The 24,090-nt window shown below is 70.8% G+C and carries 24 protein-coding genes; 9 read left to right on the forward strand and 15 right to left on the reverse strand.

Annotated elements, in window-relative coordinates:
- Window positions 1-3: 3 nt before the first annotated feature.
- Window positions 4-957 carry a YeeE/YedE thiosulfate transporter family protein gene (locus ACLF3M_RS24340; RefSeq protein ID WP_430659580.1) on the forward strand — a complete coding sequence of 318 codons (954 nt, stop codon included), beginning with the start codon at window positions 4-6 and terminating at the stop codon, window positions 955-957.
- Here the strand turns inward: ACLF3M_RS24340 and ACLF3M_RS24345 are convergent.
- The 5 genes from ACLF3M_RS24345 to ACLF3M_RS24365 all read right to left on the reverse strand — a co-directional run bounded on the left by ACLF3M_RS24345 (window position 902) and on the right by ACLF3M_RS24365 (window position 8,222).
- Complete coding sequence (locus ACLF3M_RS24345) at window positions 902-2,446, reverse strand: ATP-binding protein (protein ID WP_430659581.1); 1,545 nt, start codon at window positions 2,444-2,446, stop codon at window positions 902-904. The genes ACLF3M_RS24340 and ACLF3M_RS24345 overlap by 56 nt on opposite strands.
- 1 nt (window position 2,447) lies before the next feature.
- A complete protein-coding gene (locus ACLF3M_RS24350) occupies window positions 2,448-3,167 on the reverse strand; it encodes a winged helix-turn-helix domain-containing protein (protein ID WP_430659582.1) in 720 nt (239 codons plus the stop codon).
- Between the two features lie 171 nt (window positions 3,168-3,338).
- Window positions 3,339-4,739, reverse strand: a complete 1,401-nt coding sequence (locus ACLF3M_RS24355) for an NAD(P)H-dependent flavin oxidoreductase (protein WP_430659583.1) — start codon at window positions 4,737-4,739, stop codon at window positions 3,339-3,341.
- A gap of 159 nt (window positions 4,740-4,898) precedes the next feature.
- The gene (pnp, locus tag ACLF3M_RS24360; protein WP_430659584.1) at window positions 4,899-7,154 is read right to left on the reverse strand and encodes a polyribonucleotide nucleotidyltransferase; all 2,256 of its coding nucleotides are present in this window, start codon (window positions 7,152-7,154) and stop codon (window positions 4,899-4,901) included.
- A 348-nt stretch (window positions 7,155-7,502) separates the two neighbouring features.
- Window positions 7,503-8,222, reverse strand: coding sequence for a TetR/AcrR family transcriptional regulator (locus tag ACLF3M_RS24365; protein ID WP_430659585.1), 720 nt, complete (start codon window positions 8,220-8,222; stop codon window positions 7,503-7,505).
- A gap of 39 nt (window positions 8,223-8,261) precedes the next feature.
- Between ACLF3M_RS24365 and ACLF3M_RS24370 the strand changes: the two genes are divergently transcribed.
- Both ACLF3M_RS24370 and ACLF3M_RS24375 read left to right on the forward strand, forming a co-directional pair.
- Entirely contained in the window at window positions 8,262-8,690 is a 429-nt protein-coding gene (locus ACLF3M_RS24370) for a nuclear transport factor 2 family protein (protein WP_430659586.1), read from the forward strand.
- A gap of 38 nt (window positions 8,691-8,728) precedes the next feature.
- Entirely contained in the window at window positions 8,729-9,238 is a 510-nt protein-coding gene (locus ACLF3M_RS24375; protein ID WP_430659587.1) for a c-type cytochrome, read from the forward strand.
- A 712-nt stretch (window positions 9,239-9,950) separates the two neighbouring features.
- Here the strand turns inward: ACLF3M_RS24375 and ACLF3M_RS24380 are convergent.
- Window positions 9,951-10,562 (reverse strand): hypothetical protein, encoded by a 612-nt coding sequence (locus ACLF3M_RS24380; RefSeq protein WP_430659588.1) that lies wholly within the window; start codon window positions 10,560-10,562, stop codon window positions 9,951-9,953.
- A 415-nt stretch (window positions 10,563-10,977) separates the two neighbouring features.
- Between ACLF3M_RS24380 and ACLF3M_RS24385 the strand changes: the two genes are divergently transcribed.
- On the forward strand, window positions 10,978-12,030 hold the full coding sequence (locus ACLF3M_RS24385; protein ID WP_430659589.1) for a helix-turn-helix transcriptional regulator: 1,053 nt from the start codon (window positions 10,978-10,980) through the stop codon (window positions 12,028-12,030).
- A 317-nt stretch (window positions 12,031-12,347) separates the two neighbouring features.
- Entirely contained in the window at window positions 12,348-13,022 is a 675-nt protein-coding gene (locus ACLF3M_RS24390; protein WP_430659590.1) for an IS1595 family transposase, read from the forward strand.
- A gap of 53 nt (window positions 13,023-13,075) precedes the next feature.
- On the opposite strand, the gene ACLF3M_RS24395 is transcribed toward ACLF3M_RS24390, so the two are convergent.
- From ACLF3M_RS24395 to ACLF3M_RS24425, 7 genes are all read right to left on the reverse strand, one after another.
- Window positions 13,076-14,041: an acetamidase/formamidase family protein gene (locus ACLF3M_RS24395; protein WP_430659591.1), complete on the reverse strand. Its 966-nt coding sequence runs from the start codon at window positions 14,039-14,041 to the stop codon at window positions 13,076-13,078.
- Window positions 14,042-14,159: 118 nt separating this feature from the next.
- Window positions 14,160-14,735 (reverse strand): hypothetical protein, encoded by a 576-nt coding sequence (locus ACLF3M_RS24400; protein WP_430659592.1) that lies wholly within the window; start codon window positions 14,733-14,735, stop codon window positions 14,160-14,162.
- A gap of 119 nt (window positions 14,736-14,854) precedes the next feature.
- Entirely contained in the window at window positions 14,855-15,838 is a 984-nt protein-coding gene (gene corA / locus ACLF3M_RS24405) for a magnesium/cobalt transporter CorA (RefSeq protein ID WP_430659593.1), read from the reverse strand.
- A 55-nt stretch (window positions 15,839-15,893) separates the two neighbouring features.
- A complete protein-coding gene (gene mtnC / locus ACLF3M_RS24410) occupies window positions 15,894-16,568 on the reverse strand; it encodes an acireductone synthase (protein WP_430659594.1) in 675 nt (224 codons plus the stop codon).
- Between the two features lie 124 nt (window positions 16,569-16,692).
- On the reverse strand, window positions 16,693-17,232 hold the full coding sequence (locus tag ACLF3M_RS24415; RefSeq protein ID WP_430659595.1) for a 1,2-dihydroxy-3-keto-5-methylthiopentene dioxygenase: 540 nt from the start codon (window positions 17,230-17,232) through the stop codon (window positions 16,693-16,695).
- Window positions 17,229-17,846, reverse strand: a complete 618-nt coding sequence (locus ACLF3M_RS24420; RefSeq protein ID WP_430659596.1) for a methylthioribulose 1-phosphate dehydratase — start codon at window positions 17,844-17,846, stop codon at window positions 17,229-17,231. Before ACLF3M_RS24420 ends, ACLF3M_RS24415 begins: the two co-directional genes overlap by 4 nt.
- A gap of 101 nt (window positions 17,847-17,947) precedes the next feature.
- On the reverse strand, window positions 17,948-18,220 hold the full coding sequence (locus tag ACLF3M_RS24425; protein WP_430659597.1) for a twin-arginine translocase TatA/TatE family subunit: 273 nt from the start codon (window positions 18,218-18,220) through the stop codon (window positions 17,948-17,950).
- Between the two features lie 537 nt (window positions 18,221-18,757).
- On the opposite strand from ACLF3M_RS24425, the gene ACLF3M_RS24430 reads away from it, so the two are divergent.
- A complete protein-coding gene (locus ACLF3M_RS24430) occupies window positions 18,758-19,795 on the forward strand; it encodes a TerC family protein (protein WP_430659598.1) in 1,038 nt (345 codons plus the stop codon).
- Window positions 19,796-19,818: 23 nt separating this feature from the next.
- Here ACLF3M_RS24430 and ACLF3M_RS24435 read toward each other — a convergent pair whose 3' ends face one another.
- Window positions 19,819-21,363 carry a winged helix-turn-helix domain-containing protein gene (locus tag ACLF3M_RS24435; RefSeq protein WP_430659599.1) on the reverse strand — a complete coding sequence of 515 codons (1,545 nt, stop codon included), beginning with the start codon at window positions 21,361-21,363 and terminating at the stop codon, window positions 19,819-19,821.
- A gap of 166 nt (window positions 21,364-21,529) precedes the next feature.
- On the opposite strand from ACLF3M_RS24435, the gene ACLF3M_RS24440 reads away from it, so the two are divergent.
- Window positions 21,530-21,763 carry a hypothetical protein gene (locus ACLF3M_RS24440; RefSeq protein ID WP_430659600.1) on the forward strand — a complete coding sequence of 78 codons (234 nt, stop codon included), beginning with the start codon at window positions 21,530-21,532 and terminating at the stop codon, window positions 21,761-21,763.
- Window positions 21,764-21,853: 90 nt separating this feature from the next.
- The gene (locus tag ACLF3M_RS24445) at window positions 21,854-22,114 is read left to right on the forward strand and encodes a hypothetical protein (protein WP_430659601.1); all 261 of its coding nucleotides are present in this window, start codon (window positions 21,854-21,856) and stop codon (window positions 22,112-22,114) included.
- Between the two features lie 6 nt (window positions 22,115-22,120).
- Here ACLF3M_RS24445 and ACLF3M_RS24450 read toward each other — a convergent pair whose 3' ends face one another.
- Window positions 22,121-23,419, reverse strand: coding sequence for a bifunctional enoyl-CoA hydratase/phosphate acetyltransferase (locus ACLF3M_RS24450; protein ID WP_430659602.1), 1,299 nt, complete (start codon window positions 23,417-23,419; stop codon window positions 22,121-22,123).
- A 339-nt stretch (window positions 23,420-23,758) separates the two neighbouring features.
- Here ACLF3M_RS24450 and ACLF3M_RS24455 point away from each other — a divergent pair, with 339 nt between their 5' ends.
- On the forward strand, window positions 23,759-24,070 hold the full coding sequence (locus ACLF3M_RS24455; protein WP_430659603.1) for a hypothetical protein: 312 nt from the start codon (window positions 23,759-23,761) through the stop codon (window positions 24,068-24,070).
- Window positions 24,071-24,090 lie beyond the last annotated feature (20 nt).

Here is a 24,090-nt window from a genome sequence, read left to right on the forward strand (position 1 = left end):
ACGATGTCGCTCGCCGCCCTGCTGCTCGCGGCCTGCTGCGCGGCGGCGATGGGCTTCGCGATCCAGCGCGGCGCGACCTGCGCCGTCGTCGCGGTGGAGGAGGTGATCGCGCAGCGCAGCGCGCGGCGGCTCGCCGCGATGGCCGAGGCGTCGCTTTGGGTCGCCGGCGGGCTCGTCGTCGCGCAGGAAGCGGGGCTGCTGCCGGCGATGCCGGCGGGCTATCCGCTGGGCTGGCAGACGCTGGCGGGCGGCGTGCTGCTCGGGCTTGGCGCTGTGCTGAACGGCGCCTGCACCTTCGGCGCCGTGGCGCGGCTCGGCCGCGGCGAATGGGCCTTCGCGGCGACGCCGACCGGCTTCTTCCTGGGCTGTCTCGCCTTCGCGCCGCTCTTCGGCGCCGTGATGCCGGCGCCGCTGCCGCAGGGCTCGCCGGTGCTCGCCGCGCCGGGCTGGATCGCGCTGCCCGTCGCTGGGGCGATGGCCTGGCGGCTGGCGCGCACGGCCCGCGTGGATGCCCGGGCCTGGACGCCGCATCGCGCGACGGTGGTGATCGCGCTCGCCTTCGTCGTGATGCTGCCGGCGGTGGGCGCCTGGGCCTATACCGACGCGCTCGCGGCGATCGCCGCCGGCATGGCGTCGGGGCACGGCGTGCGCGCGCTGCTGCTGGTGGCGCTACTGGCCGGCGCGGTCGCGGGCGGCTGGAGCGCGGGCCTGCTGGGCTGGATCCGGCCGGCGCCGGGCCAGGCGCTGCGCTGCCTCGCCGGCGGCGCCATCATGGCGTGGGGCGGCATGCTGGTGCCGGGTGCCAATGACGGGCTGATCCTGGTCGGAATGCCGCTGCTGTTTCCCTATGCCTGGGCGGCCTTCGCCACGATGTGCGCGGCGATCGCGGCGGCGAAGCTTGCTACGCGCCGTCCTCCCGCACCTTCTGCAGCACCTCCGCGACGTCCTGCGGCGTGAAGGGCTTCTCCAGGATCGGCGGCGGCCGGTCGGGATCCAGCGCCGCGATCGCGCTCGGCCCGGCGACCGTATCGCCCGTGACGAAGGCGAAGCGGCCGCGCAGGTGCGGCTGCGCCATCGTCGCGTGGCGATAGAGCTGCCCGCCGCCGCCACCCGGCATGCGCAGGTCGCAGAACACCGCGTCGAAGCGCTGCGCGTCCAGCCGCGCCATCGCGGCGGGGATGTCGTTCACCAGCTCGGATTCGATGCCGTGCAGGCCGAGCAGCTCGGCCAGCGCCGAGCCGACCTCCGGCTCGTCGTCAACCACGAGCACGCGGTGCTTCTCAAGCGGCGCCGCCGCGCCGGGCTGCGTGTCCTCGGGCTTCGCATGACCCAGCGGCAGCCGCACAACGAAGCGCGCGCCACCCAGCGCGCCGGGCTCCAGCGCGATCGTGCCGCCATGCGCGCCGAGGATGTTGCGGCAGACCGCGAGTCCCAGCCCCGTGCCGGCGCCGAGCGGCTTGGTCGTGACATAGGGCTCGAAGATCTTCTCGCGCAGGTCGTCCGGCACGCCGGGGCCGTTGTCCTCCAGGGCGAAGCCGATGCCGTTCGCCTCGCGCCAGGTCTCGATCCGCAGGATCCGCGGCTCCGGCCGGTCGGACAGCGCGGCTTGCGCGTTCACCACCAGGTTCACCGCGACCTGGCCGAGCTGGTCGGGATCGGCTTCGATCGTGCCGAGCAGCGGGTCCAGCGCCTGCTCCACCGCGATACCAGCCGATTTCAGCCCATAGCCCGCGAGCTCCAGCGCGCCGCGCAGCGTGGCGTTGACCTCCACCGCCGTGCGCCGCGGCGCCTGCTGGCGCACCATCGCGAGGAAGGTCTTCACGATCCGCCCGCAGCGCGCGGCGGCGGCGTGGATGCGCTGCGCGCGCTCGCGCACGGCGGGCTCGGTCGCCATCGCCTCCAGCATCGTGGTCTGGGCGACGACGACGGCGAGCGGGTTGTTGAGTTCATGCGCGACGCCGGCGAGCAGGCTGCCGAGCGCGCTCATCTTCTCGCTCTGGTGCAGGCGCTCGCGCTGGCGGGCCAGCTCGGCCTGCGCCTCGTGCATCGGCGTGAGGTCGCGCAGCCACGCCGTGAAGAACAGCTTGCCCGCCGCCTTCACCTCGTGGATCGAGAGCTCGCAGGGAAACAGGCTGCCGTCGGCGCGCATCGCCTCCATCTCCAGCCGCTGCCCCAGGACATGCGGGCAGCCCGTGCGGTGATAGCGCGCGAGGCCGGCCTCGTGCCCCGCGCGGTGGTGCGGGGGGACGATGGTGTCGCCGATCGGCTTGCCCATGATCTCGTCGCGGCGGTGGCCGAAGATGCGCTCGGCCGCGGCGTTCCAGCCCGTGACGCGGCAGTCGCGGTCGGCGGTGATCACCGCGTCCAGCGCGGCGTCGATGACGCCCTGCTTCAGCGCCTCGGCTTCCATCAGCCGGGCGAGCAGGGCCTGCATGTCCTCGCTCATCTCATCCATCCGGACAGAACTGGTATCCTTGCCCGCGGACGGTGCGGATCAGGCGGGGGTTGGCGGGGTCGCGTTCCAGCTTGCGGCGCAGCCGGGTGACGCGGATGTCGATCGAGCGGTCATAGGGATCGGCGGGCTGGCCCGTGGGCAGGCGCAGCAGCTGCTCGCGCGTCAGCACCTGGTTCGGGGCGTTGGCCAGCACGTCCAGCAGATCGAACTCGCTCGGCGTCAGGGCGACGTCCCGGCCCGCCTCGTCCAGCAGCCGGCGCTGGTCCGGCAGCAGGCGGAAGCCGTCGAAGCGGTATTCCGTGGCGGACCGCGCGGCCTGCACGGGCGTAGCGGCGGCCGCGGCGCGGTGGCCGCGCAGCACGGTGCGAAGCCGCGCCAGCAATTCGCGCAGCTCGAAGGGCTTGCCGATGTAGTCGTCCGCGCCGAGCTCGAGCCCGACGACGCGGTCGGTGGATTCGCCGAGCGAGGTGACCATCAGGATCGCCGGCGCAGGCGACAGCGCGCGCAGCCGCCGCGCGATGGAAAGGCCCCCTTCCCGGGGCAGGTTGAGGTCGAGCAGCACGGCTTCCACCGGCCCGCGCGCCAGCGCTGCATCCAGCGCGGCGCCGTCCGGGCAGGGCTCGGGGTCGAAGCCCTGGGTGCGGAGATACTCGACCATGACCTCACGCAGGTCGGCCTCGTCCTCCACCACCGCGATTCGGGTGCCGCTCATGCTCCCTGCCCAATGATCTCCGGGCGGGACAATGGCGTGGCGGCATGAGCTTGTCACGCGAAGTAAGGTATCTCGCGTTTCGCCGCCGAGGCGAATGTTTCGCTGGTGGCCGGGCGGGCGGCCGAGCCCCCGGCCAGGTTACGCGGGCGGGCCGCGTCGGCCCGCCGCGCCTCAGCGCCCAGTCACGATCCGCTCGACCAACTGCTTCGCCGTCGGCACGAAGCCGTTGGAGTAGAAGGGGTCGGAGCCGAAGCGATAGGCGTTGTGGCCGGAGAACATCAGGTTCTCGTCGAGCTTCCCGCCATGCGCGATGTCCTGCAGCGTCTTCTGGATGCAGAAGCTGCGGGGATCGGCCTTCTTGCCGGTCGAGAAATCCTCGGTGTGCTGCGACCAGTTGCTGAACCGGCAGGCCGACAGGCAGCCCATGCAGTCCACCTGGTCCTTCACGATCTCCCGCGACTTCTCCGGTGTCACGAAGATCAGCGTGTTGTCGGGCGTGCGCATCGCCTCGACGAAGCCCTCGGCTTCCCAATGCGCCACGCGCGCCATGTCGTGCGACGTCAGGAAGACCGGGCGCTTGCGCGGGCCGACGCCGTATTCCACGAGGTGGTCGCCGATCGGCTCGATGGTATAGGCGACCTGGCGCTCGCTCCGCGCCTCGAGCTCGCGCAGGAAGTCGTTGTGCACGGCGGAGCTGTAGAAACCGGTGGGCGAGAAGGGCTGCAGCAGCACGTCGCCGTCCTTCAGCGTCAGCAGCCGCTGCTTCCACTCCTCCGAGATCGGGCTTTCCTGGGTCAGCAGCGGACGGGTGCCGAACTGGAACGCCACCGGGCCGAGCTCGGGGTTGTCGATCCAGTCCTCCCACTCCTCCAGCCACCAGACGCCGCCGGCCATGATGATCGGCACGTCGTCCAGGCCGAATTCGCGCATCTGCTGGCGCAGCTTCAGCACGCGGGGGAAGGGATCCTCCGGCCGCTTCGGGTCCTCGGAATTCGACAAGCCGTTGTGCCCGCCGGCGAGCCAGGGATCCTCGTAGACCACGCCGCCGAGCCATTCGCGCGTCTTGCTGTACGACCGCTTCCAGAGGGCCGCGAAGGCGCGGGCCGAGGAGATGATGGGGTAGTAGTGGACGCCGTATTCGCGCGCGAGCTCGCCCAGGCGATAGGGCATGCCGGCGCCGCAGGTGATGCCGTTGACCAGCCCCTTCGCGCCTTCCAGCACGCCGCGGGCGACACGTTCCGCCCCACCCATCTCCCACAGCACGTTCATGTGGATGCGGCCCTGGCCGCCCGCGATCTCATGCGCGATGCGGGCCTGGGCGATGCCGCCGGCGATGCCGTAGGCAACCAGCTCCTCGTGCCGATCGCGCCGCGTGCGGCCATGGTAGATCTGGCGGATGACGTTGCCGTCGGCGTCGTAGCTGTCGGCGTTGACGCCAGAGAAGGTGCCGACGCCCCCGCCGGAGGCCCAGCCGCCGCAGGTCATGCCGTTCGAAACCGCAACGCCCTTGCCGCCCTCGACCAGGGGCAGCACCTCGACGCCGCCCATGCGGATCGGGTTGATCGCCTTCAACTCGGTACTCCGGTGCCTGGCAGCCTTCGCGCCTCGCGGCGCTGGTGAGGCTTATATGGCGAGGCCTCCGGCTTCGGAAAGCCGGAGGATGCCGTTTGTTGCGACCCGCTTCGCCGCCACGGGCCGGTCGGCCCGTGGATCGTCGGGCCGCCAGTGCCCTTATTCCGCGACGTCGCGCTCGCCGCCGTGGCCGGCATGCTCGCGGCGCGGGCCGCGGCGGTCGCGGTCGCGGCGGTCGCCCCGATCACCCCGGTCGCTGCGCTCGCCCCGTTCCTCGCCTTCCGGTCGCGGACGGCGGGCGCCGACCTGCTCGGTGATGTCTGCGCCGGTCTGCTGGTCCACGACGCGCATCGACAGCTTGACCTTGCCGCGGTCGTCGAAGCCGAGGACCTTGACCTTCACCGCATCGCCTTCCTTGACGACGTCGGTGGTCTTCTGGACGCGCTCGTTCGCGAGTTCGGAGATGTGGACCAGCCCGTCCTTCGCGCCGAGGAAGTTCACGAAGGCGCCGAACTCCGCGGTCTTGACGACCTTGCCGGTGTAGATCCGGCCGACCTCGGGCTCCGCCACGATGCCCTGGATCCAGTCGATGGCCTTCTGCGCGGCCTCCGACGTCGTCGCGGCGACCTTGATCGTGCCGTCGTCGTCGATGTCGATCTTGGTGCCGGTGTTCTCGGTGATCTCGCGGATCACCTTGCCGCCGGAGCCGATGACGTCGCGGATCTTGTCCTTGTTGATGTTGATGACCGTGATCCGCGGCGCGGTCGCGGCGACGTCGCCGCGGGCCCCGCTGATCCCCTTGGCCATCTCGCCCAGGATGTGCAGCCGGCCGTCGCGCGCCTGGCCCAGCGCGATCTTCATGATCTCGAAGGTGATGGAGGTGATCTTGATGTCCATCTGCAGCGCGGTCACGCCGGCCTCGGTCCCCGCGACCTTGAAGTCCATGTCGCCGAGGTGGTCCTCGTCGCCGAGGATGTCGGAGAGCACCGCGAAGCCGCGGTCCTCCTTGATCAGGCCCATCGCGATGCCGGCGCAGGGGCGCTTCAGCGGCGCGCCGGCGTCCATCAGCGCGAGCGAGGTGCCGCAGACCGTCGCCATGGAGGACGAGCCGTTGCTCTCCGTGATCTCGCTGACGACGCGCAGCGTGTAGGGGAACTTCTCCTTCTCCGGCAGCAGCGGATGGATGGCGCGCCAGGCGAGCTTGCCGTGCCCGACCTCGCGGCGGCCCGGGCTGCCCATGCGGCCGGTCTCGTTCACGGAGTAGGGGGGGAAATTGTAGTGCAGCATGAAGTTCTCGCGGTACTCGCCGACCAGCGCGTCGATGATCTGCTCATCCTGGCCGGTGCCGAGCGTCGCCACGCAGAAGGCCTGCGTCTCGCCGCGGGTGAAGAGAGCGCTGCCGTGGGCGCGCGGCAGCACGCCCACCTCGGCCACGATCGGGCGCACGGTCCTGGTGTCGCGGCCGTCGATGCGCATCCCGGTATCCAGGATGTTGTTGCGCACGACGTCGGCCTCGAGCTCCTTCAGCAGGCCCTTCGCCACGCCGGCATCCAGCCCCTCGGACTCCAGCTGCGCCACGACCTGCTTCTTCACGGCCGCGACGGCGTTCTGGCGCTCGAGCTTCGGGATGATCTTGTAGGCCTCGGCCATCGGAGCGCGGCCGATCTCGGCGATGCGGGCCTTGAGCGCCTTGGCCGCGTCGGTTTCCTCGGCAACGGCCCAGGGCTCCTTCGCCGCGACCTCGGCGAGCTCGATGATGCCCTGGATGACGGGCTGGAACGCCTTGTGGCCGAACTCCACGGCGCCGAGCATCACGTCTTCCGACAGCTCCTGCGCCTCGGATTCCACCATCAGCACGCCCTCGGCGGTGCCGGCCACGACGAGGTCGAGCTGGCTCTGCTTGCGCTGGGCGAGGGTGGGGTTGAGCACGTAGCCGCCATCGACATAGCCAACGCGCGCGCCGGCGATCGGGCCGAAGAAGGGGATGCCCGACAGCGTCAGCGCGGCGGAGCAGCCGACGAGGGCCACGATGTCCGGATCGTTCTCGAGGTCATGCGACAGCACCGTCGCGACGACCTGGACCTCATTGCGGAAGCCATCGGGAAACAGCGGGCGGATGGGCCGGTCGATGAGGCGCGAGACCAGAGTCTCGTTCTCCGACGGGCGGCCTTCGCGCTTGAAGAAGCCGCCGGGGATCTTGCCGGCCGCGAAGGCCTTTTCCTGGTAGTTGACGGTGAGGGGGAAGAAGTCCTGGCCCGGTTTGACGGAGCGGGCACCGACCGCGGTGCAGAGCACGATGGTGTCGCCGAGGCGTGCCATCACCGCGCCGTCCGCCTGGCGGGCCACCTTGCCGGTCTCGAGGACCAGGAGTTGTCCGCCCCAGGCGATTTCCTTGCGGAAGTACTTGTCGAACATGCGTCGTCCTTCTGGGCCCGGCGCCATCCGCCGCGGCCATGTGCGTGCGGCCGCGCGCGCGGATGCTTCCGCGCGAACGGCCATGATCACGGTGGCATGGGGGTGATCGAGCGCCGGGCTGTCCGCCCCCTGTCGGGGAAGATGCTCGGCGTCTCGGGCGGCATGGGAGGTCAGAGCCCGTTACCGGGATGCCCCATGTGGCCGGAAACGCCGCCATCGCCGTGTCGGACCGGCGGAGCTGTCGCACCCGCTGCCATCGCAGCTTGGGCCGGTCCCCAGGGGAGACCGGCCGGCCGGGCCTTCTACGGCGGGACGGCGGGAAAGGCCAGCGGAAAAGGCGGAGGGGCATCAGGGGAGGGCCGGGCCGGCCTGCGGAGGCGCGCTTGCGCGTCCTTCCCTCGCCGTCGCCAGGGCGGCGCGCAGCAGCATCGCCGCAGTCCAGCGGAGGACCTCCAGCGCCTCGGCATCGCCAAGGCGGCAGACGTCCTTCATCACCACCATCGCCTCCGACCCCAGCGTGAGCGACAGGGCAGCCCGCAGCCGGTGCCACTCGCGCTCCGTCAGCTCCTGCCGCACCGGCTCCAGCACCCGGTCGAGGTAGCGCCTGCGGCGGCCCTCGCGCACGGCGGGGCTCTCGTCGCCGGCGCGCCGTCCCTCGAGCCAGGCGTCGAGATAGGCGCGCAGCGCCGTGCGCATTGGCGCCTCGTTGGCAAACAGGACGGCATTCAGCCCGTCCACAAGCTGCAGCAGCCGCGCCTCGGGGTCGCCGTCTGCCGGCAGCGCGGCGAGCGCCGCTTCCACCGGTGCCACCATCGTCGCGAGGTCGGAAATCTCGAGGAGCAGTGCCTCCTGCGTCGGAAAGTACCGATAGGCGGTCGCGCGCGAGACCTTCGCCGCCTCGGCGGCCTCGGCAACCGTGGGCGCCGAGCCGCCGCGCAGCAGCTCCGCCGCGGCGGTGACGAGGGCGGCGCGCGTCCGCTCCTTCTGGTTGGCGCGCGGGTCCGGAGCTGTGCCGCGGTTTTCCGGTTGACGCGGGACTACAGTGTCTTCATGATACTTGTGTCTCATGAGTAGACAATAGTCCAACACCGCCGCAGGAGCAAGGCCATGAGCGTCACCCCCGAGCAGATGGACCGCCTGGTCCATGAGCACTTCACCTATGAGGCGACGGACGACGTCGACGGCGTGGTCGCCAGCATGGCGGAGGATGCCGAGCACGAGATCATCCCCTCGCCGCACGGCACGCTGCGCGACCGCGACAGCATCCGCGGGATGTACGCGGCGCTCTTCCGCGACCTGAAGGGGGAGGACGTCACCCCGATCCGGCGCCTCTACGGCGATGGCTTCCTCGTGGACGAGGCGATCTGGCACGGCCAGATCGTGGACGGACGGCCCTTCCTCTGCGAGGGCCGCAGCGGCCGCGCCAGCTTCCGCCTGCTCCACATCTTCGAGTTCGCCGGCGGGAAGATCGCCCGCGAGAGCGTCTGGTGCGACCTGGCGGCGATCCAGCGCCAGCTCGGCTGCGCCCCGCGTTGACGCGCCCCGACGACACGCATCCAAGGCAGGAGAACCCGATGTCCTTTCCCCGTGCCGCGGTCCTCGCCGCCGCCGCGCTCTGCGCCGTCGCCGCAGTCGCGGTCGCGCAGAGCCCGAACCCGCCGCGTTCGCGCGGCGAATACCTCGCCACGATCATGGAATGCGCGGGCTGCCACACCGGCGGCGCGCTGCCAGGGCAGCCCGATCCGCGCCTGCATCTCGCGGGGTCGGCCGTCGGCTTCGGCATTCCCGGTGTCGGGGTCTTCTATCCCCCGAACCTCACCCCCGACCGCGAGACGGGGCTCGGCGCCTGGAGCGAGGCGGAGATGATCCGCGCGATCCGGACCGGCGTACGGCCCGATGGCCGCGTCCTTGCCCCCGTCATGCCCTGGCACCACTACGCCGCCCTGACCGACGACGACGCGCGGGCGCTGGTGCGCTACCTCCGCGGGCTGCCGCCGGTGCGCCACGCGACGCCGCCGATCACCGGCGCGTCCGAGACGCCGCCGGCCCCCTACCTCAGCGTGGTCATGCCGCCGGCCCGCTGACGCCCCGGGTCTGGCGGCAGTGTTGATCAGGCGACGGGAACCCATAAGGCCGGGGCCTCCGGCATCGGCGCTCGACGAAAATCGCGGGTTGCTGGTCCAGGCATGAACGTCGCGCCGGCCAAGCAAGACATCTCTGCCCGGATCCCCATGCGGTCGGCTGAGGGCGCGGAGCGCCGCCGAAGGCTGGGTCGCCCCGACGCGCTGCTTGTCGTCGCCGTGCTCGTCCCGTTGCTGGTGATCGGCTTCTTCGCCTGGCGCGACGCCTGGCGCGGCGCCGAGCGCGAACTTGCCCGCGGCGCCGAAGCCGCAGCGGAATACGCGCAGCGCATCCTTGAGGGCCATCGTCTGGCGGCGGACCTGACCAACCGCATGCTGCAGGGGATGCCGGATGCGGAGATCCGCGCCAACGAGTTGCTGCTGACCTGGCGGGAGTCGGGCGAGCCGGCGCTCGGCGAGCCGCCGGCTCGGCGCGGCTTCGGCTCGCGGGTCATCGAGGCGCCGGTGACAGGACAGCTCGGCGGCGCCGTCGGCCGCGACTGGGCGCCCGAGGGGCTGGTCTGCACGATCCGCGTGCCGCCGCCCGGGTGCTCGCCGACGAATGGCGGCCCGCGGCTGCGCCGCGCTTCGAGCCCGGCGCGGCGCCGCGTACGGTCATCGCGGCGGAGAACCGATGAGTGCTGGACCAATGGTCCTAGTGCTGTCCCCCGCTCGTTCACATCGCCCGGCTCGGGCCGGGTCTCACCACGGCCCATCCGACGCTGGCTCCGGCGGGTGGCGCCGCGATCGCGCTCTCGCCGCAGACCTCGCCCGCATGCCGCATCGCCGTGCGCAGCTCGGCCGCGCTCGTCGCCCCGGCCGCGCGACGGTCTTGCATGTAGCGGACGAACTGGCCGGGCGTGACGGCCACCTCCACGCTCTCGATGGAGCAGAGGCATGGCTTGGCGGCCCAGGGCTGGGGACGGCAGAAGGCGATCAGCTCGTGCTCCTCGGCTGCGCCCGCTGCTGAGCCCGTGCTGGCCGCGAGCGCGAACGCCGTCCCTTCACCGACGTCACGCTCCGGTCGGCCTGCGCGCGCATCGGCGACGCCGCCTGCCAAAGAGCCGCCGAGGCCAGGGTCAGCCGGCCCGTGCGCGATGAACTGGAACGCTGGCGCCGGCGCGACCTCGTCCCGACTGGCTGGCGACGGGAACGCGCCAGTCCAGGCAAGCACCGACACGACCAGCATGGCCGTCATGGCCAGTGTCATTCGGACGGCAATCCGGATTGCCTCCCGGTCGGCCCCTGTGTCGAGGCCGGGCCTGGGGTCGTCATGCTCGAATCGCATGCCATGCATCGTGGTGCGCCTTATTTCCGCTGAAATGGTTCAACGACTTCCGTTGCGGTGTCCTGCCCGGCGCCTGCCGGGTCAGCCCGGAGCCGGTGACGGCTGGTCGCGCAATCGATCCATTGCCCCGCGGCTTCGACCATCGCCGGTCCGCGTGCTGCGGGCGTGACGCCGGGGCCGGGCACGCTTGTCGCGGATTGCAGGCGCGGACTCCGGACGTTCGCTCGCACGGGTCTCGCGCTCCGCAGGTGCAGCCAACCTTCCACACGGCGCGGCCGTTGGGCGGCGATACTGCCGGCGGCTCCGCGCTTAGCCGCCGGATCTGTCCATCACGCCGCCGATTCTGCGTCTGCCGCCGTGTTGACCGGCACCGCGGTCGCGTTCGTGTGCCCGGCGTGGTACCACCGTCGATCGCATGTCATCCGATGTACTCGGACCCGATCCGGCCCGGCTGATGGCGTTCAACGTCGTCAGCGCGAGCGATCCGGCGGGATTCGAGGATCGGCTGCGCGTCAGCGAGCGCTTCCCGGATGCGAGCCGGTCCTACAAGTATCGGCTGCTGGATTCCCGTCTCTGGCGCACGCGGTTCGCCAACCCGATCCTCAGCCTGGCAATCCGCAGCACGGGCGCGATCCTGGCGTGTCACGGCGGCAGCCGGTTCGCGACGGAAGTCCTCCACGCGGGCGACGACAGCAATTTCGTCGGGTTCACGACCGTGCTGCAGGGCGAGATGACCCTCGTCGAGCGCGGTGTCCGCACGACTGCCACGGCCGAACGGGGCCTTGCGTTCCGACCCCGCGACCAGACCCGCATCCTGACGAGCGACGAGAGCGTGCGTACGAATGTCTTCATCCGCGTCTCGGAGTTGGAAGGCGCGCTGGAGCACATGCTCGACGCCCGGCTGCGCAGCCCGCTGGACTTCGGGTCGGATTTCGACTGGACGCTCGGGCTCGCGGCCAGCCTGAAATGGCAGCTTGCCTTCCTGATGAACGAATTCGAGCGGCCGGACGGCGTGGCCAGCAATGCCGTGGCGCTCGCCTCGATGACCGATTTTATCGTGGCGCTCGCGTTGCGCGCGGCGCCGCACAACTACTCCGGCGAGATCGGGAAGGGCTCGTCCGCCGCGGTGCCCTTCTATGTCCGCCGTGCCGAGGAGTTCATGGTCGCGCATTGCGCGGACGCCCTTCGCATCGCCGATGTCGCTGCCGCGGCGGGGTGCAGCGTGCGCACCCTTGGCGACGTATTCCGCCGCTTTCGCGACAGGACGCCGCTGGCGGCGCTGCACGCGACGCGGCTGGACCGGGTGCATGCCGAGCTCAGTTTCGGCGCGACCGACGGCGATGCCGCCGCGATCCGAGAGATCGCGCGCCTCTACGGCTTTACAAACTGGTCCCGCTTCGTCGTCGCCTACCGTCGCCGTTTCGGCGAGACACCGCTGGCTGTCGCGCGGCGCGCGTTGCGCGCGTAGTGGCTTTGGGGCGCTTGTCGCGGCGTGACGGCGGGGTCAGTGCGATCGGGGGGCGGGCGGATCGGCCGACAACCGGCAGACCCCCAATGCTGCCTGATCTAGGAAAATAAGCATTGATGCACGGCCGGGGGCCGGCGCAGGATGGCGTCGCGGCGACCCCCTTCGCCGCGGCTCTTTGGAACAGTGCATCCGACGATCCGGCGCTCCTTCCGGGATGGGTGGGGACTTTGTCCGAAGCGCGCGCGACGCCTCAACGCTAAAAGACCAAAACGCTAAGGGGCTGACCTAGCTAAGGCTGAGAAGGCTAGGTTGGCGAGATGGTTAGGCGGCGTCGGAGCCGGCTATCGCGTTCGGTACAGGAAAGGCTGCTGGAATACTTCGTGGCCGGCACGCCGGCGCGCACAGCGGCCGAGCTGCTCGGCATCCACCGCAACAGCGCCATCCTCTTCTATCACAAGCTCCGGGAGGTGATCTGGGCGCGCACCCGCGAGGGGCACCCGTTTGGTGGCGAGGTGGAGGTCGACGAGAGCTACTTCGGCGGCCACCGCAAGGGCGTGCGCGGCCGCGGCGCGGCCGGCAAGGTGCCGGTGTTCGGGCTGCTGAAGCGGCGCGGCCAGGTGCACGCGGTGATGATCGCCGACCTGCGTCACAGCACGCTGATGCCGATCATCCGCCAGCGCGTGCAGCCGGACTCCCTCGTCTACAGCGACGGCTACCACAGCTACGCGGCGCTCGACGTCTCGGAATTCCGCCACGTCCGGGTCGACAAGAAGCGGAGCTACGCGCAAGGCCGCGCCCACATCAACGGCATCGAGAACTTCTGGAGCCAGGCCAAGCGCCACTTGAGACGCTACAACGGCATCCCCCGCCAAAGCTTCCCGCTGTTCCTGGCGGAGTGCGAGTGGCGCTTCAACTACGCGCCGCCTCGCCGTCTGCTCAAAACCCTGGCCAACTGGACTGGCCTAGGACAAGCTTCGGACCCCCGGTCCTAGCCTTAGCTCGGTCAGCCCCAAAGCCAAAAGTGGCCCACCCGGGAGCGGCAGCCTCAGAACAGCAGCCCCTTGCGCAGCATCCCGTGCACGCCCTTCTCGCCGTTCACGGTCTGCGTGACGTGGAAATCCACCGCCAGCGAGCAGAGCTGGTAGGCATCCGCCGCGCTCACATTCATCCGCGCCACGATGAAGCCGATCATCTCGCGCAGCGCCTGCTTCATCGCGAGATCCAGGTCCTCGTGCATGCCCATCGAGATGTAGTGGGTCTTCGTCTCGGCGCGGGGGAACTTCAGCGCGGGGTCGCTGGCGCCGCCGCCCTTCTCGACGCTCAGGCGGAAATGGCCGTTGAGGCACATTTCGAGCGCATTGATGCAGACCTCGCCATCGCCCTGCACGCCATGCCCGTCGCCGGCCGAGAACATCGCGCCCGCGACATGCACCGGCAGCCAGAGCGTCGCGCCCTCGCCGATCTCCTTGTTGTCGAGGTTGCCGCCATGCGCCCGCGGCTCCTTGGTCGAGATGCGGCCCCAGGCGGCCGGCGGCGCCACGCCCATCACGCCGAAGAAGGGAGAGAGCGGGATGGTCACGCCGGGACCGACCGGCACCGTGCAGGTCATCGCCACCTTGTCCACGGGGATGTGCAGCATGCGGGCATAGGGGAAGTCCTCGGGCAGCGTGCCGAAGAGCGGGCGGAAGCCGCAGAAGCCCCAGTCGTTGCCGAGCTCGATCCTCTCGACATCCACGCGCAGCACATCGCCGGGCTCGGCGCCCGTCACCTCGACGGGGCCGGTGATGATGTGAGGGCCCATGCGCGGCGGGTCGGCGGCGTGGATCGCCGCGAGTGCCGCCGGCACCTTCATGCCGGTCTCCGGCTTCGGCATGATCTCCGGCGCGCCGGAGACGCATTCCAGCACCACGAGGTCGCCGGACGCGACCGAGGCGACGGGCGGGAAGGCCGCGTCGAAGGCGCCGAAGCGCACGGTCTGCGGCGTGGCGGCGATGCGGTGCGTGGCGGGCATGGGACGTCCTCTCGGCGGGGTGGCGGGCCCGAGAAAGCGCGGGCGGATCGTCGGGTCAATCCGGGCGCGACCGGCTTCCGGCGGCGCGCGGCGCCGCGACTGCCCGCGCCTTGTGCAGTCAGCCCCGACGGAGGGCCGTGCGCAGCTTCGCCTGGTCGCCGGGACAGAGCTGGCTCAGCCGGCGGTACTCGCCCGAGGTGTCGATCGCGGCATGCCCGTCCTCCCGGGCCTGGCGCAGCCGGTCGAGCACCGGCTCGATCGCCCGGCCGAGCTCGTCCTGCAGCGCCAGCGCCGCCGCGCCCGCGCTGTCGGCCCGTGCCTCGGCCCGGAGGGCCCAGCCGCGCGCGACGACCCTGAGCTCCCGCGCGGCGTCGCGCAGGGTGCGGCGGTTCACCTCCGCATGCCGCTTCTCATGCGCCAGCACCGCCTGGGCGAGGCAGCCATTGGCGGGCAGCTCGCGCGCCAGGCGGATCGAATGCTCGGCATGGGTCAGCCAGAGCCTGACCTCGGCCGGCAAGGCGCAGACCGGCCCGCCTTCCGGCCCCTGGGTGCGCACCGTGATCTCGCTGCGGGATTCGACGCGGCTGACGGTGAGGCCGAGGTGATGCGGGAAGGCGCCGTCCGGCACGCCGCCGGCCTCGGTGCGCAGCGCGGCGGCCGGGCGCGGCGGCAGCACCCGCGGCGCGGGATCCACCAACTCCACCGAGACCGCGGGCTGGCCGCGCGCCGGGCAGGCCGGCCCGGGCGCGGAGGGCGCCTCCTGCGCGTGGGCGGCGCCGGCCAGCAGCAGCAGGGCGAAGCCGGCGCGGCGGGTCAGAGCCAGCCCTTCCGCCGGAAATAGAGGATCGGCAGCAGCGCCGAGACAACCATCAGCGCCAGCGCCGCCGGATAGCCCCAGCCCTGCTTCAGTTCCGGCATGTATTCGAAGTTCATGCCGTAGATGCTGGCGATCAGCGTCGGCGGCATCAAGGCCACCGAGGCCACAGTAAAGGTCTTGATGATGTTGTTCTGCTCGACGTTGAGGATGCCGAGCACGGCGTCGAGCAGGAAATTCGCCTTGTTGTTCAGGAACCCCGCGTGATCGACCAGGCTGCGCACGTCGCGTACCAGCGTCTTGATCAGCGCCTGGTTCTCCTTCCTGACCGCGGTCGCCTTCTCGGCGCCGACGAAGGTCAGGATGCGCGTGAGCCCGAGCAGCGTCTCCGAGGCCCGCGTCGTGACCTCGCCGACCTGGCCGAGGGTGATCAGCGCTTCCCTCAGGTCGGCATCGCGCTTGTTCGCCTTGATCGAGCTGCGCGCGCTGCGGAAGGCGGCAGACGACGCGCGGTCCATGTCGGATCCCACGCGCTCCAGGATGTCGGCGAGCCGGTCCACGATCTGCTCGAAGAGATGCAGCATCACCCCGTCGGGCGAGGCGACCAGGCCCGGGTTCTTCTGGCAGCGCAGCGCGAAGACCGCGAAGGCCCTGGGCGTCTGGTAGCGCACCGTGACCAGCGACTGGCTGGCGAGGACGAAGGTGATGGCGGTCGAGCCGTATTCCCCGCCCTCCACGCCGTAGAGGAAGTTGGCGGTGAGGAAGAGCACGTCGTCCTCGCGATAGAGACGCGAGGAGCTTTCGATCTCCTGCATCTCCTCCCGCGTCGGGACCTCGAGCCGCAAGGCGCCCTGGACGGCGCGTTCCTCCTCGGGCGTCGGGTTCAGCAGGTCGATCCAGACGGCTTGGCGCAGCGACTCTGGCGGCAGGAGCCCGTCCTGCGAGAGGACGCGTCCCTCGGCTAGGGTGTAGGTCGTCAGCATGGGGGAGGCTCCCGCCGCGGGATCGCGCGCATCTAGCCCGAGCGGAGGCGCGCTGTCACCCCGGCACCGGGAGCGCGAAGTGTCTGGTTACGGCCGGGAAATCCGCGGCCTCCGGGTGCCGGCCGCTGGGCTTCGTGCCGTCGCCGGCGCGGACGAGCTGGCAGGTCGCAAGCCCCGCGGCGGCAGCGGCGTCGAGCTCCTCCGCGACGTCGGAGAGGAACAGGACCTCGGCGGGCGGCAGGCCGAGCTCGCGCGCGATCGCGGCGTAGGACACTGTCTCCCGCTTCGCGCCGATGCGTGTGTCGAAGAAGCCGGCGAAGAGCGGCTCGAGGTCGCCGGCCAGCGAATGCCGGAAAAGCAGCTTCTGCGCCTCCACCGATCCCGACGAATAGACGGCGAGCGCGAGGCCGGCCGCGTGCCAGGCGCGGAGCGCGGCGGGCACGTCGGGCCAGAGATGGCCCTTGAGCCGCCCGTCCTCGAAGCCCGCGCGCCAGATCAGGCCCTGGAGCGACTTGAGGGGCGTGACCTTCGCGTCGTCCTTCATCCAGCGGCGGAGCTGCGCGCGGGGATCGGGGCCGGGAATGTCGGCAAGGATCGCGGCGACCTGCGGGTCGGAGCCGTGCGCGTCGAGGAAGCCGTCGAGCGCGGCCTCGGCGAAGGGGAAGAGCATGTCCTTGACGAAGGCGATCGCGCTGGTCGTGCCCTCGATGTCGGTGAGGATGGCCTTCACTGGCGGCCGGCGCAGCGGGCCGAGGCCGCGAATGCGGCCCGCGCACAAACCGACCTCATCGCCAGGTCGACAGTGGCCTGCGCGCAAGCCAAGCGGCCAGAGGCCGCGCCGGCGCCTGAGGCAATCAAGAAGTCGCCGCCGGGAACTTCTCCGCCATGTCGGTCCCGGTGTAGTGCGGCGTCCAGCCCGACGTCGCGGTGAACACGCGCACCACCGCGAAGGACGGGTTCTCGCCGGCGTCGAACCAGTGCTTGCTGTTCGCCGGCACACTGATGAGGTCGCCGGCGCCGCAATGCGCGTCGAAGACCTTGCCGTTCATATGCAGCACGAAGTTGCCGGTGCCGGCATGGAAGAAGCGCACCTCGTCCTCGGTGTGGGTGTGCTCCGACAGGAACTTCGCGCGCATCGCATCCTTCTGCGGATGGTCGGGCGTGAGCTTGATGACATCGGCCGTGCCCGCCCCCGTCGCGGCGAGGAAGGCATCGAGATGCGGGCGATAGGCCTCCAGGATCTCCTCGGCCGAGGCGCTGGCCGGGATCGGCGCGATCGGCCACTGCTCGAAGCGCACGCCGATCGCCTTCAGCTCGGCGGCGATCGCCTTCGGGTCCTCGGTGACCAGGACCTGCCGGTTGGTGTCGGCGTCCCAGACGGTCAGGCGGCTCATGCCGGCGTCCTCCTCTCCTCGAGCTCGCAGCGGAGCATGAAGTCCAACGCCTCCATGCGGACCAGGGCGGTCGGCATGTCGGGCGCCCATACATAGGACCCGTGGCCCGCGATCAAGTAGCCCGGCGGGACGGAACCCATGGCGTCCCACAACGCATCGAGCCCGCGCTGCATGCGCGCGATGTCCTGGTCGTTCGGCACCACCGGCAGCAGGATCTCGGCCTCATGCGTGGGCAGGCCTGGGAAGGCCTTCAGCAGTTCGAATGCCGCCAGGCGCAGCGGCGTGTTGCCCGCGCGGCGCGACAGCACGGTGTTGGCGATGGAATGGCCGTGCAGCACGGCGCCGGCATCGGGGAAGCGGCGGTAGATCCCGCAATGCAGCAGCGTCTCGGCCGAGGCCTTGTGGCCCTGCTGCAGCGGCGCGCCCTCGGTATCCACGGCGATGACGTCGTCTGGCGTCAGGAAGCCCTTGTGCCGGCCCGAGGCGGTGATGGCGATACACCCGTCGGCGAGCCGGACGGAGAAATTCCCCGCTGTCGCCGGCACGAAGCCGAGCGCGTCCATCCGCCTGCCCGCGGCGACGATCGCCTCGGCGATGTCGTAAGGGACCCCCATCGCTCCCCTCAAACGCAACGCGCCGGCCCCTTCCGGGGTCGGCGCGGCGATACTCGGGCGCGGCACCCCGGCTCGAGGCCAAGCGCCCCGCCGGCCGCGGTTCAGGCCGCGGGGCGGGTCGGGTTAGGCTGGGCCTGCGCCGTGCTGGCCGTGGCCCCCTGGGGCCCGGAGAGGTTGCCCGCCGGCGTCGCCGGCGTCTGCGACGCCGCGTCGGCCGCCATGGAGGCGTCCTTCTCCTCTTCCTTGATGTTCTGCTTGAAGGACTTGATGCCCTTGGCCAGGTCGCCCATCAGCCCACTGATCTTGCCGCTGCCGAACAGCAGCAGGATGACCAGCAGCACCACAAGCCAGTGCCAGATGCTGAACGAACCCATCGTGACGCCTCGATCCCGTAAGCGGAGTGGAAGCGGCTCCCGGCCCGCCTTCCATCCGGGTTGATCCCAACCAGGTTGACTGGGGCCGGACACTAGTCCGCGTTCGGGTCCGGCGCAAACCGCACATGGCGCGTCGCGCGGCGGGAGACAACCCGGGGGAAACGGTGAATCCGGCCTCCGCGGCTGCCGCGAAGATTAAATTGAACATGACTCCCGGATTTACGAACTGTAACTCTTGAAAGCCGTGCCGGCTTCGGCCAGATCGCCTCCCTGATCCGGGCCCCTCTGGCGGACGGGTCGGCAGCCCGCCTGCCGCCCCCGCGATGTCGGATCGCATCGTGCTTGCCACGCGACATGCGGCAGCATGTCGCCCTCAGGCGCCGGCGCTTCGCTTGGCTCGCCGCACCAGCGGCGGGCCGCAGAAGCGGCCTCGGCCAGCTTCGCTGGCCGCAGGTGGGGCCTGTCGGGCAGGCGTAACAGGATGCCCGGGCCCGACAGCGATCGGGGACGGGCGTGTTCCGGGAGAACGGACCCGCCATGGAATTCCTCGCAGCCCTCTGGATCGGCCAGCCCGCCTGGATGTGGCTCGGCTTCCTCGCCATCGTCTTCGTGCTGCTCGCCTTCGACCTCGGCGTCCTCCACAGGGACGACAAGGAAATGGGCATCGCCGAGAGCCTGTGGCTGTCCGCCTTCTACATCACTGTCGCCATGATCTTCGGCGGCGTGATCTGGTGGGGCTACGAGGCCGGGCACGTCGCCACAGCCGACGGCACCCATGCCGGCATCACCTATTTCACCGGCTTCTCCATCGAGAAGGCGCTGTCCATCGACAACGTCTTCGTCATCAGCCTGATCTTCGGCTTCTTCGCCATCCCGCGGAAGTACCAGTACCGCGCGCTGGTCTGGGGCATCATCGCGGTGATCCTGCTGCGCGGCCTGATGATCGGCGTCGGCGCGGCGCTGGTGCAGGAATACGCCTGGATCCTCTTCGTCTTCGGCGCCTTCCTGATCGCGACCGGCGTGAAGATGCTGGTCGTGCCGGAGGGCGATCCCGACATCTCGAAGAACCCGGTGGTGCGCTTCTTCCGCAGGCACATGCGGGTGACGGACCAGCTGCACGGCCAGAAGTTCTTCGTCCGCCAGCTGGACCCCGCGAAGGGCAAGGTCGTGCTCTTCGCGACGCCGCTGTTCCTGGCGCTGGTGGTGATCAACATCGCCGACCTGATCTTCGCGGTGGACAGCGTGCCGGCGATCTTCGCGATCACCACCGACACCTTCATCGTCTTCACCGCCAACATCATGGCGATCCTCGGCCTGCGCGCGCTGTATTTCGCGCTGGCCGCGATGGTGCACCGCTTCCACTACCTGAAATACGCGCTGGCGCTGGTGCTGGTCTTCATCGGCACGAAGATCTTCTGGAACCAGATCTTCGGGAAGGTGGACCCCATCATCTCGCTCGGCGTCACGCTGGCGCTGATCGCGGGCGGCGTCCTCTATTCCCTCTGGAAGACGCGGGGCGACAAGCCGGACAACGGCGCGGGCGGCGGCAAGCCGATCGCGGTGGCGGCGGAGTAGGGCGGGATGCGGCTGGGGGCCTGCTATTCCGGCAGACCTGCCAGCCGCAGCCCATCCGCGAGCACGGCGAAAGCCTCCGCGCGCCACGGCGCGCGCTGCCGCAGGTTGGCGATCCTGAGGCCCGGGTCGTTCGCTCTGAGTTCGGCCATGACCCGCCTCGCATCTTCTAGCCGTCCGGCATGCGCCAGCGCCGCGGCGGCGACGCGCAACGGTGGGCCGTAGACCGGGTTGGCCCGGTGCGCGCGCTCAGCCCAGAGGCGCGCTTCCTCGAAGCGGCGGGCGACCAGATGCGCGGCGCCGATGCCGGCCTGTGCCCGGAAGACATGCGGATCGAGCGGGCTGAGCCGCATCATCGTCTGGAAGCTCTCGATCGCTTCCTCCGACGCGCAGTTCCAGGCCTTCACCCAGCCGCGGAGCAGCCAGGCGTAGGCCTGGTTGGCGTCGATCGCGAGCGCCTCCGCGATGAGGTCACTCGCCGCTTCTATGTCCTGTGCGATCTGCGCGTAGACCGAAGCCACGCAGGCGAGGATCGCGGCATCGTCCCGGCCAAGCTCCAGCGCGCGCGCAGCCAGGCGCATCGCCTCCGCCGACTCGCTATCACGATCCGCCATCCAGCCATTCGCGGCGCGCTCGTGGTAGCAGAGGCTCGCCAGGCTGTGCGCCATCGCGAAGCGGTCGTCGATCGCCGTCGAGGCCATGTAGAGCCGCAGCGCCTCCGTGATCGCGTCCCGCGTCCAGCGCCGGTGCTCGGCCATGCCGCGCAGCACCAGGTCGTAAGCGTCCAGGCTGTCGGTGGGCTTGCGGCGGGCCCGCGCGATCTCGGCGTCCTCCAGCCGCGGCGCCAGCGCCCCGACCACCGCGACGGCGACCTCGTCCTGCAGCGCGAAGACATCCTCGAGCACCCGGTCGAAGCGCTCGGCCCAGAGATGCGCGCCGGTCGTCGTATCCAGGAGCTGCGCGCCGATCCGCACGCGGCTGCCGGCGCGCTGGATGCTGCCGCCGAGCACATAGCGCACGCCGAGCTCGCGCCCGACCTGCGTCACCGGCACCGCCCGGCCCTTGTAGGCGAAGCTCGAATTGCGCGCGATGACGAACAGCCAGCGCGCGCGGCAGAGGCCGGTGATGATCCCCTCGACGATGCCGTCGGCGAAGTAGTCCTGCGCGGGGTCTGCACCGAGGTTGTCGAAGGGCAGCACGGCGATTGAGGGACGGTCCGGCAGCGGCACCGGCGCGGGCGGTGGAGCGGAAGACGCGCCCACCTCCTCCCTGGCGTCGCCGACGAAGCGAAGACCCTTGCGCGGGATGGTGCGGATCAGCGCCTGGCGGTCGCCGCTGTCGCCGACCGCGACGCGCGCGGCGTTGATGCAGGTGGCGAGCGCGGACTCCGAGACGATGCGCCCGCCCCAAACGCCCTCGATCAGGTCGTCGCGCGTCACCAGCCGGTCGCGGTGCACGATCAGGTGTTCAAGCAGGTCGAAGGCCTGCGGCTCGATCCGCACGGCTTCGCCACGGCGGCGCAGCTCCCGCCGGTCCGTGTCCAGGCAGAACTCCGCGAAATGCCAGCGCATCGCCCGCTCCGCGCCGTCCGGCGCCTTGGCGACCCTAGCAAAGGAGAAGCGAGGCCTGCCTCAGGAAAACGGAAGCGGCGCGAAAGCGGAAGGCGGGCCCCTGCCGCATGGTGGCCCTGTCGCGGCGGGCCGGCAAAGGCCCCGGCGATGGAGAAAGGAGCGTCCGATGACATCCCGCAGCAACCGGCCACGGCATCCCATGCAGGCCTTCCAGGTCGATCCCGGCTGGTACGCCGAGCATTGGCTGGAGGAAGCGCCACCGCGGCCCGCCGGATGGAGCGTCGCAACGCTCGCCCGCGCGCTCGCCGCCGCAGGCCGGGTGATGCGCGGCGCGCGCCGCCTGACCCTGCGCCTTCAGTCGCCGGCCACGCCGGAACTTGCCAGGCCCGGGCCGCGGTGAAGGCCGCGGACCCCGGCGCCACGCCTTGCAGCACCGGCATCGGCGGCGTCATGATCCCGCTGCCGGAATCCTGCTCGAGGAAGAGCTTCCATGCTGCGCCAGATCCTGCTCGCCGCTGCCGGGCTCGCCGCGATGGCGTTGCCGGCCTTCGCGCAATCCACGCCCGCCACCGTCTTCTGCGCCAACGAGCGCATCCTGGTTGAACGCTCGACGATCCAGCAGGTCCAGTCGCGCCTTGGCCATGCCCGGATCTGCATCATCGGCCCGAGCTTCGACTTTCAGCCCGACGGCGTGACCTGGGTGCGGCAGAACCTCAACAAGAGCCCCGGCGACAGCTGCCGCTGCGGCTGAGGGGTCCTATTCCGCCATCACACGCAGCAGCGCCGCGGAGGCCAGCCTCGACGCAGCGTCGTCGCTGCGGCTGGTCAGCGCCACGGGCACGCGCAGCCCGAGCACGATCCCCGCACTCTCCGCGCCCCCGAGCAGGGCGAGCTGCTTGGCCAGCATGTTGCCGCTCTCGATGTCGGGGACGACCAGCACGTCGGCCCGGCCGGCGACCGCGCTGACGATGCCCTTGGTGCGCGCCGCGGCCTCGCTGACCGCGTTGTCGAAGGCGAGCGGCCCGTCCAGCAGCCCCCCCACGATCTGGCCGCGATCGGCCATCTTGCAGAGCGCCGCGGCCTCCAGCGTGCTGGCCATCCGGGGCGTCACCGTCTCCACCGCCGAGAGGATCGCGACCTTCGGCAAATCCACCCCGATCGCGGCGGCCAGGCCGATCGCGTTGCGCACGATGTCGGCCTTGGCCTCGAGGTCGGGGGCGATGTTGATGGCGGCGTCGGTGATGATCAGCAGCCGGGGATAGAGCGGCGCGTCCATCACGAAGGCATGGCTGACCCGGCGCTCCGTCCGCAGGCCGGCCGCGCGGGCGAGCGCGGCCGAGAGCAGCTCGTCCGTATGCAGGCTGCCTTTCATCAGGGCCGCGGCGCGGCCGGTGGCGACCTCGGCCACCGCGCGTTCCGCGCTGGCATGGCTGTGCGGGGCCGCGACCAGGGCCAGGCCCGCGATGTCGAGCCCGCCCTGCTCGGCCGCCGTGCGGATGCGGGCTTCCGGTCCGACCAGGATCGGCTCGATCAGGCCGTGGCGCGCTGCCAGCACGGCGCCTTCCAGCGAGGCGACGTCGCAGGGATGCACGACGGCGGTCGGCACCGCCGGCCTGCCGCGGCAGAGGCCGAGCAGATGGTCCATCATCCGGCGGGGCTGGGTGCCAAAGGGAGAGTCCGGCAGGGTGGCCGGGGCGTCCGGGGGCAGGACCTCGGCCACGCCCTCCAGGACGGCGGTGCCGTCGGACTGGCGGACGGCGCAGCGCACAAGCAGCCCGCCAGCCGTGCCCGGCGCCGCCACCTCGGCCGACAGTTCCACCAGATCGCCCTCGGCCAGCTCGCCGGCATAGCGGAAATCCTCCCGAAGGAGGCGGGTGCCGCGCCCAGGGAAGCGAGTGACCAGAAGCCGGGTCATCAGCGCCGCGGCCGCGCGCGGCGACAGGGCGGGGTCGCCGGTGCCGAGGATCGCCGCCACCGCGGCGATCTCGGCGGTCGCGATCCGGTGGGTCAGGCTGTGCCGGAGCCCCGGAGGGAAGGCAGGAAAGGCGTTTTGCATCGCAACAGGACCCTGGCCGTCGGCCGGCCGGGCTGTCCAGAGGCTTCCGCGGGGAGGAACGGTGCCGGAACGCGGGCCGGAAAGCGTCCGCGCCAGGCCGAAACGGTTCTGTCACGCATTTTTCAAGTGTTAATGCGCCAGAGGGGGAGCCGAAAAATGCAGGGCGGCCCTGTCCAGGAAAATGCTGCACTCCCCCGGGTTATGCGCTATGGCCCCCGTCTTGTCTTACAACCCTCTGACGGAACTGGCTGGACGATGGGCGTCGTGATCGGGGAGGTAGCAAGGAAGCTTGGCTACCGCCCGGGTATGGCTTGCGCGGTGATCGGAAACCCGCCTGGCTTGACTTTTGGGCTGCCGAGCGGGGCGACCGCCGCGGCCGACCTTATCCTGGCTTTCGCGACGGACCGCGCCACGCTGCGGGCGATCGCCCCGCGCGCGCTGAACCTCTATGGCATCGGCGCTCGGCTGTGGTTCGCCTATCCCAAGAAGACCGGTCCGGTGCGCTCAGACCTCGACCGCGACCATGGCTGGGACCCCGTGACCTCCGAGGGCCTGCTGCCGGTCACCCAGATCGCGCTGGACGACACCTGGTCCGCGCTGCGCTTCCGCTTCCGGGAGGAGATCCCGAAGGTGATGCGCGCCGGGGCCTGAGCGCCGCCCGGCCGGGGATC

It is taken from the genome of Falsiroseomonas sp. HW251, assembly GCF_050563545.1.
Taxonomy (GTDB): Bacteria; Pseudomonadota; Alphaproteobacteria; order Acetobacterales; family Acetobacteraceae; genus Falsiroseomonas.